The following is a 14,460-nucleotide window of genomic DNA, read 5'->3' on the forward strand; positions in this document are numbered from 1 at the left end:
GTCTTGCAAAACTTATTTTTTTTATTCATTTTTGTAGAGTATTCTTGAGGGGGGTATTTTGTAAAAAAAATACTATTTTTTTCTGAGCACACCCTTTGAAAATACATATAACATTAACTATTAACTAAAATTTTTAAGTTTATGGCCACCATTAGATTTCAAGCGTTGAATGAATTGCTGTCGAGACAGCCAAAATCGGTGTCATTGCCTTCTAATAAGGTGACTGATTACTATGCTGATTTAGTTTTTAATGTAGAATCCATGAGAAAGTATCTATCTAGAGATGCTTTTAAAGCAGTTATGATTGCAAACCAAAAAGGAGGTTCGATTGACAGAAAAATGTCGGACGGTATTGCTTTAGGAATGAAATCCTGGGCGATTGAAAAAGGTGCAACACACTATACTCACTGGTTTCAGCCTTTAACTGATGGTACTGCAGAGAAACACGATGGTTTTATCGACTATGGTGATGGTGGTAACATGATAGAAAATTTTTCAGGTAAGCTACTTGCTCAGCAAGAACCTGATGCTTCTTCATTCCCTTCTGGTGGTATTCGTCAGACTTTTGAAGCTCGTGGTTATACTGCTTGGGATGTTTCTTCACCTGCATTTATTATTGGAACAACACTTTGTATTCCAACAGTATTTATTTCATATACAGGTGAAGCCCTTGATTATAAAACTCCATTATTAAAGGCATTGGCAGCTGTTGATGAGGCTGCAGTAGATGTTTGTCAGTATTTCGATAAAAATGTAACCAAGGTAAATGCAAACTTGGGTTGGGAACAGGAATACTTCCTTATTGATGAAGCATTGTACCAAGCTCGTCCAGACCTTGCATTAACAGGTCGTACCTTAATGGGGCACTCTTCATCAAAAGATCAGCAGTTGGATGATCACTACTTTGGATCTATTCCTGAGCGTGTGACTAAATTTATGATGGATTTGGAGGTTGAATGTCATAAATTAGGAGTTCCTGTAAAAACTCGTCACAACGAGGTTGCCCCTTCTCAGTTTGAGTTGGCTCCAATTTTCGAAGAGGCTAACTTGGCAAATGACCACAACCAGTTAGTGATGGATGTGATGAAGAGAGTTGCTCGTAACCACAAGTTCCGAGTATTGTTCCACGAAAAGCCATATGCTGGTGTTAACGGATCTGGTAAGCACAACAACTGGTCGTTGAGTACCGATACTGGTGTAGTTCTAATGGCTCCAGGTAAGAATCCTAAAGGAAATATGCAGTTCCTTACTTTTGTTGTGAATACTTTAATGACTGTATATAAAAATCAGGATTTGTTACGTGCATCAATTCTTACTGCATCTAACAGTCACAGATTGGGAGCTAATGAAGCACCACCATCAATTGTTTCTGTATTCTTGGGTGATGAGGTATCTAAGATGTTGAAGAAAATTGTTGAAGAAGTTGGTGAAAAGAAAATGACACCAGACGAAAAAACAGCATTGAAATTAGGTATTGGTCGTATTCCTGAAATTATTTTGGACAATACCGATCGTAACCGTACATCTCCATTTGCTTTTACTGGTAACCGTTTTGAATTTCGTGCGGTTGGTTCTTCTGCAAACAATGCTGCAGCAATGACTGCTTTGAATGCTGCAATGGCAGTGCAGTTGAAAGATTTTAAAGCTGCTGTTGATCGATTAATCAATGAAGGAATTAAAAAGGATGAAGCGATTTTCCAGGTTCTTAAAAAATTAATTATTGAATCTAAACCAATCCGTTTTAATGGCGATGGTTACTCAGGAGCATGGGTGATTGAGGCTAAAAAACGTGGTTTAACTAATATTACTAGTGTACCAGAATCTCTTTCTAAATATCTTGATGCACCTGCAAAAAGATCATTGATTGAAAGTGGTGTAATGACAGAGAAAGAATTGGAAGCTCGTGTTGAGGTTGAAATGGAAAAATTCACCATGAAGATTCAGATTGAAGCACGTGTATTGGGAGATTTGGCGATTAACCACATTGTACCTACAGCGGTTGCTTATCAAACCAAACTGATTCAGAATGTTCAAGGCTTAAGAGATATCTTCTCAACTGAAGAGTATGAAGAATTAGCAGGAGCCAGAAAAGAGTTGATCAAAGAAATTTCAGGTCACATCTCTTCCATAAAAGCGAAAGTGAAAGGAATGGTTGAAGCTCGTAAAGAATGTAATGTTATTGAAGATGGACACAAGATGGCATTTGCATACGATCAGAAAGTGCGTCCATTCTTAGAAGATATTCGTTACCATATTGATAAATTAGAGCTTGTTGTTGATAATGAAATGTGGCCATTGCCAAAATATCGCGAATTGTTATTCAATAACTAGTTCAAGTCATAATATTTTTAGAAAAAGGATGTTCATATATAATGGATATCCTTTTCTGTTTTCATAGGTTGTCAATAGAATAAAATATTTATTTTTATACTTTATAATCGAACATATCACATAATGAAAACTCTTTCTTTCGCAGGATTACTCTGTATAATAGGCTTGTTAATATCTTGTTCATCTCAATCTTACGTTAACCGTGGAAATAAAATGTTGAAATCCGGCAGGTATTTCCATGCACAAGAAATGTATGAAAAGGCGTATAAAAAAGAGAAAGATAGAGAGCGAAAAGCTGAAATTGCATTTATGAATGCAAATTGTTTCGATGAGATCAATCGACCTCGCAAAGCAGCATCATGGTATCGAAAAGCAATTATGAATAGGGATACTTTTGTGGATGCTGTGAAAAATTTGGGCTACGCAGAGTTGAAAAACTACAGACTTGAGGAAGCGGAAGAGAATTTTTGGGAATATTTGGATTTGAAACCGGAAGCAGAACAAACTGATGATGTAGCCAAAATTCTGAAAAGAGTTTCATATTGGGAAGAGTTTCCAGGAAGATACAAAGTTGAGGTCTTGAAAGAATTTAATTCTTCTTCTAGTGATTTTGCTCCAATATATATGGGACAAGATACCAATGTGATTTTCTTTACATCAAATCGAAAATTAAAAGATAAGGTTAAAAAAGATGGTGTTACAGGTGAGTACTTTACAAACTTATTAGAGTCGCACTATTCAAATGAAGTTGTCCGAAAGTCAAGAAAGAAAAAAGGAAGAAAGGCCAAATCTAGAACCATAATTACGGATACTTACCAGTGGAGCAAGCCTTCCACCATTGGAGATACTATCAATTCAGATTGGAACGAAGGTGCAGCGTGTTTTAATTCAAGTGGAGATATTTTTTACTTCACCTCTTCACGAAAGGTAAATAAGGATAATCAAGGAACGAAAATTTTTGCTGTACAAAGGCAGAATGGAGAGTGGGGTAGAGTGGCTTTACAGGAGTTGGTTCCCGACTCTTTGTCTGTTGCGCACCCATCAATTTCTGCAGATGGAACAATTTTATATTTCGTTTCGGATATGCCAGGAGGATACGGGGGAAATGACATTTGGATGAGCAAAAAAAGTGGAAGCGGTTGGACTGAGCCACAAAACCTAGGTAAGCCAATTAATTCTGAAAAAGATGAATTGTTTCCACATATCCGTGACAACGGGAAACTTTATTTTGCCTCGGATCGAGATGGAGGAATAGGAGGATTGGATATTTATATGGCACAAAGAGCTGAAACTGGATTGTGGGAAGTTGAAAATATGAAATATCCAATCAATTCTACAGCCGATGATTTTGCAATTCATTTTCAGCCGAATAAGGAGAAGGGAATGTTCTCATCTTCGCGAAAGAAGGGAAACGATGACATCTATCGATTTGATTATGTGCCTTTACAATTTACTTTCTTGGGACAAGTTGTCGATTCTGAGTCTAAAAACCCTGTAGAAAGAGCTAGTATCAATTTAGTATCATCTGATGGAGAACAGTTGGATGTGAAATCAGATGATAAAGGGAACTTTCGATTTGAATTGAAACCTGATTTGGAATACATTGCTATGGTTTCGAAAGATGGTTATCTGAATGGAAAAGAGCAGGTAAGCACTGTAGGAATTCAAGTTAGCAGAAACTTTAAATCGGTGATAGGATTAAAGGCAATAGAAAAACCAATTGAGTTGCCGAATATCTTCTACGATTTTGGAAAATGGAGTCTTCGAGAAGAATCGAAAGAAGCTCTTGATGGATTGGTTGAAACGCTAAATGATAATCCAAAAATTACCATTGAATTGGGTTCGCATACCGATTTTGTTGGGAGTGAATCTACCAATAAGGATCTTTCTCAGAAAAGAGCACAATCGGTTGTTGACTATTTAATTGAAAATGGAATTTATTGGGATCGTTTGGTTGCACACGGATATGGAGAATCACAACCAAGAGTTGTGAGCAAGGAAATTGCCGATGAATATGATTTCTTATCGGAAGAAACCGTTCTTACCGAGAAAAATATTTGGCAGTTTACTTCTAAGCAAAAAGAGGTTGCCAACCAGTTGAACAGGAGAACCGAGTTTAAAGTTCTATCAACCGATTATGTGCCAGGACCTAATTCTAAAGTAAAACCAGGAAGTGATCCTAACCAGATCGGTAATACTTTAATTAAAGATTTGAATAAAGTAAAAGGTGTGTTTTATACCATTCAGATTGGTGCTTTTGGGAAGAAAACGGTTCCTGGAGTAATTCAAAACTTTAAAGTGGTTTTCAAAGCTCCGGTGAATCAATCTGCCGTTCGATATACCACCGGAATTTTCGATAGTTACAAAGAAGCAAAATTGGAATCGCAAAAGATCAATAAGAAAGGAATTAAAGCATTCGTAATCGCGTACTATAAAGGGAAAAAGATTACCTTTGCCGAAGCTAAAAAATTGAAGGAGTAAATCCCTTTTATACTTTATCTAAACAACCATGAGAAAAGACGAAAGATACAATCTTAGAGGCGTTTCGGCTTCGAAGGAAGATGTACACAGTGCGATTAAAGATCTTGATAAAGGTCTATTTCCGAATGCCTTTTGTAAGGTAGTTCCTGATTACTTAACTGGTGACGATGAATATTGCAATATTATGCACGCCGATGGAGCAGGAACAAAATCATCATTGGCATATATGTATTGGAAGGAGACTGGTGATATTTCCGTTTGGAAAGGTATTGCTCAGGATGCTTTAATTATGAATATTGATGATTTGCTTTGTGTAGGTGCAGTTGATAATATTCTTTTGTCGTCTACCATTGGAAGAAATAAGAATTTGATTCCTGGAGAAGTAATTTCTGCAATTATTAATGGAACCGAAGAGCTACTTGCCGAATATGCCAAACTTGGTGTAAATATTCACTCAACAGGTGGCGAAACTGCTGATGTTGGTGATTTGGTAAGAACCATTATTGTTGACTCTACAGTTACTTGCCGAATGAAACGTGAAGATGTAATTACAAATGAAAAAATTCAGGCTGGAGATGTAATTGTTGGTCTTTCTTCATCGGGTAAGGCAACATACGAGTCGGAGTACAATGGCGGTATGGGATCAAACGGATTAACTTCTGCTCGTCATGATGTATTTTCGAAATATTTAGCAGAGAAATATCCTGAAAGTTTCGATAATGCTGTTCCGGAAGACTTGGTTTATTCGGGCAACTGTAAATTGACTGATTCTGTAGAAGGAGTTGATATTGATGCTGGGAAATTGGTATTGTCGGCAACCAGAACTTATGCTCCTATTGTCAAGAAAATTTTAGATAAATATCGTTCACAAATTCATGGTATGATTCACTGTTCGGGTGGAGCTCAAACCAAAGTGATGAATTTTGTAGACAATTTACATGTGGTAAAAGACAACATGTTCGATGTACCACCATTATTCAAGCTAATTCACGAACAAAGTGGAACCGCTTGGGACGAAATGTACAAGGTTTTCAATATGGGACATAGATATGAATTGTATGTTCCACAAGAAATTGCTGAAGATATCATCGCTATTTCAAAAGAGTTTAATGTAGATGCTCAAATTGTAGGAAGATGCGAAGCACACGAAGGCAAGAAATTAACAATCAAAAGCGAATTTGGAGAATTCGTTTACTAGGGATGATCTTTAAAGATCCAAGTTTCAAACTTGTGATCTCATAAATACATATTAAAACCTGAACTTTTCATGTTAAAAGTTCAGGTTTTAATGTTTTAAGTTGAGGTTTAGATATTATTTCTTGAGCTTGCAACGTTAAAATATGAGCTGGCAACATTGAAAGATGAGGTTTTCACGTTCAAACTTCAATTTTCAATGAAAAATAGGTGTATTGTAATAGCGAAAGGATAGAGAAAAACCTTGAAAGCATAGTGTTAAACATTACAAGGTCAGCTTTTAACGTTGAAACCTCAGGTGGCAAGGTTGAAACGTCATGTTTTAATATTGAAACATCATTCTTCAATGTTAAAAGTTCTGCTTTTAATCTTATTTATTGAGTTTTTGATATTAAAACTTCAGGTTTTAAGAGTGAATGTTCAGTTTTCATATATTAAATTAGAAGGGGTTGACCTTCTGATGTTCTAATAAAAAATACCACTCAAAGAGTTGAATGGCATTTTCTTATTGGTGTCTGTAATTGGATTGCAGACTTAATCATTTATTTCGAAGCCCCATTCTTGAATTACTTTGGGCTCGTCGGGATAAACAGCAAGCAGCAAGTTTCTAATGCTGCGAATTTCACTTGAGATAAACTTTAAATCATTACTTTTTGAGCGATCAAAAGATTGTTTCTTAAAGCTTGGTTCTGAATCCAGATCTTTAAATTTTCTGATTTTTTTAGATTTTTCAACTAGGCGATCCATGTTAACAGCTCCATTCAAAAGACTCTTTTTCTTGTTGTATTCGTGTCTTTTGTTGATTTTTCCTAACAATCCCAATAATTGCTCTTCGTTCCGGGGTATTCTAACTTTAACCATAAGCATTAGATTAGGCGGTGATAACTAATCGAATTAAAAATTCAAAATTTTGTTGTTACAGATAAAATTAGAAGTTGCAATTTGCCGTTTTTGCAAATTTTAAATCCTATAAAACCATTCTGGTTAGAGGGTATTCGGTTTTGTAAATAGTTTTATTGAATTCGTGCTTCTTCTCTATAAATAAAAATAGTTTTTGGCAATCAAAAAGTAAATAGGTAAAATCATTTTTTCTCTATTTAAAATCAAAATAAATTTAGAGATCTTATTGTTCTGCGATGTAACTGTTTTTTTTGAATACTAACATCTGTTTTTCTGTTGTTATTACTTGATTATAAAACTCTTTTAGAGTCTTATATTCGCTTGAGATAAATTGAGTTTGCTTAATGTTGAACTTCAAGTTGATTATAATTTTATTTCCACTTTGACTTATTCTATATAAATAGGATCCTCCCTGGTTTGGAAGTTTAATTAAGGCAGAGGATGGCTTTTCTTCTAACGAATAGTTTTTAGGTATTTCAAGTGCTAATAAATAATTAATAGAGATTGGATGTCCGAAATCTACCGGATAGTTTCGCTCTTCAAGTTTAAAAGGATTTTCATTAGTTTGATACTTTATAATTGGATTTAAATAGATTAGCTCTCCTTGTTTGTTGGCGCTGTTTTCTGTGTTTATTTGATAGTTAACAAGTAATGGTTTACTTCGGTTGTTTATGTTATCATATTCCACACTATCAATATTCCAATCTTCGTAGTCTGACTTTAGTTTTTTTGTATAATTATCGATGTTATTAATTATTTTTTTACGGAAGTTTATTGCTTCATAGTCATAAAAACCTTCCTTAATTTGCCCTTTAATAGTTCCCTTATCATCTAATTTAACGTTTGCTTTCATGCTTATTTTTGATCCTTTTTGTGGATCAAGGTTTACCCATTCTGAATGAGTGTCGCTAATTAATCTTCCTTTACCATTTAAACATCGAAACGGTAATAAGCCTATAGGCAAATAAGGGTCAGTTGCATCTAGTACATATTTTTGAGAATCGATATCCGCACATGCAACCACGTAGTTTAATTCGGTTATGCTTGGGTGAGAAGGGTGTATAATTCCATTTTGTCGAGTGCTTAGTACGATTGGATTTGTATTCACTCCTGCTTTACGGAGCATTGCGATTAATAACATATTTATTTCTGCAGAGTTACCAGATTTCTCTTTCCAAACGGTTCTTAAGTTTTTGTCACAAAATAATCTATTCTTTTTATTGAAACGAATGTTATTTTGCACGGCTTTATATATGCATGCTATCTTTTCTTGTTTGTTTTCACAATTATTAATCAAATCTGGAATTATTTTATCAAGGAAGCTATTCCCTTTTATTATTTCACCAAAATTGGAATGCTTTATTAATCTTTTGCATACAGAATTCCAATTCGTAGTGAATTCGTGTAATTTTCCATTCTCAATCTGGTAGGATTGTAGTTCAAATTCAATTCCACTAAGATAATTTTCTAATGTTAGCATATAGGATTCTGATTTGAAGGCTGGAATGTTTTCTGCATTATACTTATATATGGTTGAACTAGGAGTTAGTACAAATTCATGTTCAATTAATTTCGAACTACCAGGATTTTTATCCATTTCGGTGTATTTGTAGACAAATGATTCAGATTTACTCCCTTCATATATCGTGTTGATATTAAAATGTCCTTTGATTGTTTTTTGGTAATGGAAATATTCAGGAATTGAAGTTTGGTATTGAGAGTATACTACAGGTATATTATATTGGAATTGCCAAGATCTGAAATTGTGATAATAAGGGGATGCAATTGTGTATTTACAATCAATTACTGAACCGACTTGGATATTTGGCATTGCAAACTTTACGGTTTTCCAATTAGGAGAAGTTTTTTCTGAGTATATCGATTTTTGATTTAATTTATCGGTTGTTATTTTCTCATTTAGACTAAAAGTTTTGGCCTTAATTTCTGTTATTTTTTCATCAACTCCATTAGAGGTATAAATAGGGATTTCAAAATTTGCATAGTTAAATCCTTCAGGCTTAAGTATTTTTATGCGGACGTGCCGTTCGAATATACATAGAAAAGTGCTACTGCCACTTCTGAATTCAGTTTTAAAATAAGAATGTCCATTGTCATAAAGTACTACAGCTATTGCGCTGGTGTCTTTTTCGTAAACTTTCATTTCTAATTCTTGCTTTGAAACCTTTCCGAACTTGACTTTAGTTTGACTAAGGGCAGGAGTGATCGTCAATTGCAAATTAATAAGCAATACAGCTAATAAAATAAATGGGGTTTTCATTTTGTATAGTTTTTAGGGGTGTGTAGATTTTATTGTAATTTAAAAATTTTTTAAGAAAGATAGAATCTTAATTAAAGGCTATGTAGAGGGGGCGTCAAATAAAATATTTAGGTAGAGTGTAGTTTAAATTCATCTAAAATTTAAAAGATTTAATTAATACGGTTTATTTTTCTAATTTTGTGCAAAATTTAGAATATTGTAGCATGAGCAATAATTTGATCCTAGATAAATTAGAGGGTGTCTTTATCAGATTTAAAGAGGTTGGTCAATTGATTACCGACCCTGAGGTGATGGGAGACATGAAGCGCTTTGTAAAACTAAGCAAAGAGTATAAGGAATTGGAAGCAGTTACTGAGGCTGCAAAAGAATATAAAAATGCCGTTGATACAATTGCTGAGTCGAAAGATATCATTGCAAATGAGTCTGATGAGGAATTGAGAGAAATGGCAAAAATGGAATTGGAAGATTTAGAAGTTAAGCTTCCGGATATGGAACAGAACATTAAATTGTTGTTGGTTCCTGCAGATCCAGAGGATTCTAAAAATGCAATTCTTGAAATTAGAGCTGGAACTGGTGGTGATGAGGCAAGTATTTTTGCTGGTGATTTGGCAAGAATGTATACCAAATACTGTGAAGCTAGAGGATGGAAAGTTTCTATTTCAAGCTTTAGTGAAGGTACATCAGGTGGTTACAAGGAAATTGTAATGAATGTGAATGGTGAAGGTGTTTACGGAGTTCTTAAATATGAGTCTGGAGTTCACCGCGTGCAGCGTGTTCCTCAAACCGAAACTCAAGGACGTGTTCATACCAGTGCTGCATCAGTAGCAGTATTGCCAGAAGCAGAAGAGTTTGATGTTGATATCAAAGAAAGTGATATCCGTAAAGATACTTATTGTTCTTCTGGTCCAGGTGGACAGTCGGTAAATACAACCTATTCGGCAATTCGATTGACTCACATCCCTACAAATATTGTAGTAACTTGTCAGGATCAGAAATCGCAGTTGAAGAACTTGGCAAAGGCAATGGTAGAGCTTCGTTCACGTATTTATGCAATGGAGCATCAAAAATACTTGGATGAAATTTCATCGAAACGTAAAACTATGGTTTCAACGGGTGACCGTTCGGCTAAGATTAGAACTTATAACTATCCGCAAGGACGTGTTACTGATCACCGTATCAATCTTACGTTATATAATTTGTCGGCAGTTATGGATGGCGATGTTCAGGAAATTATCGACAAGCTTCAAATTGAAGAAAACGCAGAACGACTTAAAGAAAGTGGTTTATAAAGATATTGGCAGTGGTTTTTCCACTGCCTTTTTTGTGTAAAAATATTACTAAACAACCAATTTTATTCAATATGAATTATCAAGCATTATTCGAGCAAATCAAAAAGAAGAAAAGTTTCCTATGTGTAGGTTTAGATAGCGATATCAAAAAAATCCCATCTCACCTATTGGATACAGAGGATCCGGTATTTGAATTTAATAAGGAAATTGTTGATGCAACTGCGGAATTTACTGTTGCTTACAAGCCAAATATTGCTTTTTATGAGTGTCGAGGAGCTCAAGGATGGAATAGTCTTGAAAAAACAGTAAACTATATCAAAGAAAAATATCCAGAGATTTTCTTGATTGCTGATGCTAAAAGAGGAGATATTGGAAATACTTCAAAAATGTATGCAAGTGCATTTTTAGAAAATATGCCATTCGATTCAATTACAGTTGCACCATACATGGGTGAGGATTCTGTAACTCCATTTCTGGAGTATGAAAACAAATGGGTTATTCTTTTGGCTTTAACTTCGAACAAAGGAGCTTTCGATCTTCAGTTTTTCCAGGAAGGAGAACAAAAGTTGTTCGAGAAAGTTTTGGAAAAGTCTCAAGATTGGGGAACCAAAGAAAATATGATGTATGTTGTTGGAGCTACAAAAGCTGAGATGTTGGGTGGTATTAGAAAGATTGCTCCTGATCATTTCTTGTTGGTTCCAGGTGTTGGTGCTCAGGGAGGAAGTTTACAGGAAGTTGCAAAATATGGAATGAACGAATCGTGTGGATTGCTTGTGAACTCTTCAAGAGGAGTTATTTTTGCTGATACCTCCGAGAATTTTGCAAAAGTAGCTGGCGAAAAAGCCAAAGAGTTACAATTGGAAATGGAAGATTTATTGAAAGAAAAATCAGTATTGTAGTAAATACTCTTTTAAGATATTGAAGCGACGTTTGATTAAACGTCGCTTTTTTATTGTCTTTTATTGAGCGAATTGTTAAATTTCGAATACTTACTGTAAAAATATTATGGTATGAATGAGGAATTTCTGCAATTTATCTGGGGACATAAGCTTTTTAATATTCAAAATTTATTCTCTACAGGAGGAGATAAAATTGAGGTTTTAAATGTTGGAAGGCAAAATAAAGATGCTGGTCCTGACTTTTTTGATGCTCGAGTTAAGATTAATGATGTGATGTGGGCTGGTAATGTAGAGATTCATATCAAATCATCACTTTGGTATCAGCACAAACATCAGCAGGATTCAGCCTATGATAATGTGATTTTGCATGTGGTTTATGAAGATGATGCGGATGTATTTATAGGTGAAACCAGAAAATTACCTTGCTTAATTTTGAAATTCGATTCATGTTTGTTGGATAATTACAACCAACTGATGCATTCCACACAGTGGATTCCTTGTTATGATGAAATCAGTTCGGTTGAAAAGTTTTTTGTGCGAAATTGGTTGGATAGAATGATACTGGAACGTTTGGAGAGAAAATCTGCTGATGTGAAGAAAATGTTGAAATTGAATAAGAATTCATGGGAAGAAACATTTTATCAAATTATTGCCAGGTATTTTGGAATGAAAGTTAATGCTGATCCCTTTCAACAGTTGGCACAGGTCTTACCTTTAAGGATTTTGGCACGCCAAAAGAATTCACTTTTACAGTTGGAAGCTTTATTGTTTGGTCAGGCCGGAATGTTGAATGAATCTATAGATGATATTTATTATAAAAGCTTGCAGCAAGAATACTTATTTCTTGCAAATAAATATGAGTTGGAACCTTTGCCATTTCATCGGTGGAAGTGGTTGAGGTTAAGGCCAGGTAATTTTCCAACAATCCGAATTGCTCAGTTGGCAGCTCTTATTCATAAATCTTCCTCTCTGTTTTCAAAAATTTTGGTTTGCACCTCTGCTAAAGATATTCAGCAATTGTTCGAAATTAAGGTTTCTGATTATTGGAAAACTCATTATCAATTTGGTGTTGAGTCGAAATCCAAAAGTAAGCAGCTTGGAAAAATGACAATCAATTCAATTATAATAAATTCGGTTGTTCCAATCTTGTTTTGTTATGGTGAAATTAATGGTGACGAGTTGAAGAAAGAAAAAGCTTTAAAGATTTTGGAAGAGATACCGGAAGAAAAGAATTCTATTATTGAAAGGTGGAAAGAATGTGGAGTGGAGGTAAAATCATCTTGGTATTCTCAAGCTTTATTGCAGTTGAAAATGAATTATTGCAATGAATACAGGTGTTTGCAATGTGAATTTGGTAATCGAATTATTCGGATGAAAAATTATCAGCCCCATCCTAAATAAGTTTATACAGCTACATTGTATTTAAGGATATTGATTATCTTAGATTATTATTGATTTGCTCCTATGAATAGACAAAAAATTTGGGAAGAAAATATTCGAACCTTAAGTATTGCTATGTTTTTTCTTGTGCTAACTGTTCTGGTTGGTACAGCTGGTTATATGTATATCAATGAGGCTTACAGTATAGTTGATGCCTTATATATGACAGTAATTACAATCTCAACTGTTGGTTTTCAGGAAGTTCATCCTTTGTCTGATACTGGAAAAGTATTTACTGTATTTTTAATATTTATAAGTTTTGGGATTTTTGGTTATTTGGCTTCCGCAATAACCAGGTTTATTTTAGATGGCGTATTTCGTAGAAACTTAAAAGATTATAGGATTGTGAGGAAAATTGAAAAATTAAATGGTCATGTAATTGTTTGTGGTTTTGGCCGAAATGGTAAACAAGCAAGCTTGGAATTGATAGAGCATGGTGAGGATGTTGTTGTTGTTGATTCAGATGAATCTGCAATTGAGAGAGTCCGAGCTTTTTCTGATCTTCTTTTTATTCAGGGTGATGCTACTATGGAGGAGGTGCTTGATATGGCTAATATATCTGAAGCAAAAGCTTTGATTACTGCAATTCCCAATGACGCGGAAAATGTTTATGTGGTTTTAACCGCTCGTGAAATGAATCCTGATTTAAAAATTATATCTCGTTCTTCCAATAGTCAATCCGATAGTAAGCTGAAAAGAGCAGGAGCTGATAATGTGATAATGCCTGATCGATTGGGAGGTCAGCAAATGGCAAAGTTGGTTGCTCAGCCTGATGTGGTTGAGTTTTTGGATAATATTCTATTGCAATCTACCAAAGGTGTAAAGCTGGAAGAGGTAAGTTGTCAGGATTTGTCTGGATGTTTTGTTGGGAAGTCAATAAAGGAATTAAATGTACGAAATAGATCAGGTGCTAACATTATTGGTTTAAAAGATGGAGAGGGTGGATACATTTATAATCCGTCCCCTGAATTAATGCTAGAGAAAAACTATCACTTGTTTGTTCTTGGGAATAAAGAACAGGTTAGTAGTTTGAGGGAGCTTTTATTGAATGGAATTTAGAAACTACCTGTTAGAATAACCTCATTTAAAAATCGCAATCTTATTGTGATTTTTTTTGTAATTGTAAATCAGGCTTTTGTGATTTTTCTTTGTTTTTTCTTTTGAAAATGTTTGGAAGTTTGGACTTTCGTCTATTATATTTGCATCCACTTTCAACGGAGAGTGGATTTATAAAATGGTTGTTTAGTAGTATTTTATAGGCAGCGGTAGGGTGGTCGTAGGAATCTTTTTTTTTAATTGATTATTTACACCTACTAAGCAATCAGATTTTTAAGGTTTTTTTTTCGAGAGCATTTGGAGTTGTGAAAATAATTTATTTATCTTTGCAGCTGCTTTTGATGGGGATAGCGATTCTTTGAAGCACTAGTATCTATGAGGCTTTCGAAAGGATTTAAATCTTAAAAAAAAGTTTTAAAAATGATTTGCAAAATTAAATAAAAAGTATTTACCTTTGCAGCCGCTTCTCGAGCGAGGGAAGTTAGAAAGAGTTTTGGGAGTGTGGTTGATGATTTGATGGAAATCACGACTTGAAAAAAACTTCAAAAATATTTCAGATTTTATTTGGAATTTGCTTTGAGTTTTATTTATC

At 34.5% G+C, this 14,460-nt stretch carries 9 protein-coding genes; 7 read left to right on the forward strand and 2 right to left on the reverse strand.

What is annotated here, in order from left to right:
* The first annotated feature begins 141 nt into the window (after positions 1-141).
* The 3 genes from DF185_RS21320 (at position 142) to DF185_RS21330 (ending at position 6,010) form a co-directional block, all read left to right on the forward strand.
* The gene (locus tag DF185_RS21320) at positions 142-2,331 is read left to right on the forward strand and encodes a glutamine synthetase III family protein (RefSeq protein WP_110363488.1); all 2,190 of its coding nucleotides are present in this window, start codon (positions 142-144) and stop codon (positions 2,329-2,331) included.
* A 123-nt stretch (positions 2,332-2,454) separates the two neighbouring features.
* On the forward strand, positions 2,455-4,812 hold the full coding sequence (porE, locus tag DF185_RS21325) for a PorE family type IX secretion system protein (RefSeq protein ID WP_110363490.1): 2,358 nt from the start codon (positions 2,455-2,457) through the stop codon (positions 4,810-4,812).
* Between the two features lie 28 nt (positions 4,813-4,840).
* Entirely contained in the window at positions 4,841-6,010 is a 1,170-nt protein-coding gene (locus DF185_RS21330) for an AIR synthase related protein (RefSeq protein ID WP_110363492.1), read from the forward strand.
* A 530-nt stretch (positions 6,011-6,540) separates the two neighbouring features.
* Here DF185_RS21330 and DF185_RS21335 read toward each other — a convergent pair.
* Together DF185_RS21335 and DF185_RS21340 are read right to left on the reverse strand one after the other, a co-directional pair.
* The gene (locus DF185_RS21335; RefSeq protein ID WP_133250120.1) at positions 6,541-6,867 is read right to left on the reverse strand and encodes a hypothetical protein; all 327 of its coding nucleotides are present in this window, start codon (positions 6,865-6,867) and stop codon (positions 6,541-6,543) included.
* Positions 6,868-7,129: 262 nt separating this feature from the next.
* Entirely contained in the window at positions 7,130-9,184 is a 2,055-nt protein-coding gene (locus DF185_RS21340) for a transglutaminase family protein (RefSeq protein ID WP_110363496.1), read from the reverse strand.
* 203 nt (positions 9,185-9,387) lie between these two features.
* Here DF185_RS21340 and prfA point away from each other — a divergent pair, with 203 nt between their 5' ends.
* The 4 genes from prfA to DF185_RS21360 all read left to right on the forward strand — a co-directional run bounded on the left by prfA (position 9,388) and on the right by DF185_RS21360 (position 13,871).
* The gene (gene prfA, locus DF185_RS21345; RefSeq protein ID WP_110363498.1) at positions 9,388-10,473 is read left to right on the forward strand and encodes a peptide chain release factor 1; all 1,086 of its coding nucleotides are present in this window, start codon (positions 9,388-9,390) and stop codon (positions 10,471-10,473) included.
* A gap of 71 nt (positions 10,474-10,544) precedes the next feature.
* Positions 10,545-11,372: an orotidine-5'-phosphate decarboxylase gene (gene pyrF, locus DF185_RS21350; RefSeq protein ID WP_110363500.1), complete on the forward strand. Its 828-nt coding sequence runs from the start codon at positions 10,545-10,547 to the stop codon at positions 11,370-11,372.
* A gap of 111 nt (positions 11,373-11,483) precedes the next feature.
* Complete coding sequence (locus DF185_RS21355) at positions 11,484-12,773, forward strand: DUF2851 family protein (protein WP_110363502.1); 1,290 nt, start codon at positions 11,484-11,486, stop codon at positions 12,771-12,773.
* Positions 12,774-12,836: 63 nt separating this feature from the next.
* On the forward strand, positions 12,837-13,871 hold the full coding sequence (locus DF185_RS21360; protein ID WP_110363504.1) for a potassium channel family protein: 1,035 nt from the start codon (positions 12,837-12,839) through the stop codon (positions 13,869-13,871).
* Positions 13,872-14,460: the final 589 nt, after the last annotated feature.

Origin of the sequence: Marinifilum breve (assembly GCF_003202155.1) — a bacterium.
Classification (GTDB): domain Bacteria; phylum Bacteroidota; class Bacteroidia; order Bacteroidales; family Marinifilaceae; genus Marinifilum; species Marinifilum breve.

Excerpts from the sequence above, each read along its gene's own strand:
- DF185_RS21320 (WP_110363488.1), top strand. The coding sequence starts at position 142 with ATGGCCACCATTAGATTTCAAGCGTTGAATGAATTGCTGTCGAGACAG.
- porE (WP_110363490.1), top strand. The coding sequence starts at position 2,455 with ATGAAAACTCTTTCTTTCGCAGGATTACTCTGTATAATAGGCTTGTTA.
- DF185_RS21330 (WP_110363492.1), top strand. The coding sequence starts at position 4,841 with ATGAGAAAAGACGAAAGATACAATCTTAGAGGCGTTTCGGCTTCGAAG.
- DF185_RS21335 (WP_133250120.1), bottom strand. The coding sequence starts at position 6,867 with ATGGTTAAAGTTAGAATACCCCGGAACGAAGAGCAATTATTGGGATTG.
- DF185_RS21340 (WP_110363496.1), bottom strand. The coding sequence starts at position 9,184 with ATGAAAACCCCATTTATTTTATTAGCTGTATTGCTTATTAATTTGCAA.
- prfA (WP_110363498.1), top strand. The coding sequence starts at position 9,388 with ATGAGCAATAATTTGATCCTAGATAAATTAGAGGGTGTCTTTATCAGA.
- pyrF (WP_110363500.1), top strand. The coding sequence starts at position 10,545 with ATGAATTATCAAGCATTATTCGAGCAAATCAAAAAGAAGAAAAGTTTC.
- DF185_RS21355 (WP_110363502.1), top strand. The coding sequence starts at position 11,484 with ATGAATGAGGAATTTCTGCAATTTATCTGGGGACATAAGCTTTTTAAT.
- DF185_RS21360 (WP_110363504.1), top strand. The coding sequence starts at position 12,837 with ATGAATAGACAAAAAATTTGGGAAGAAAATATTCGAACCTTAAGTATT.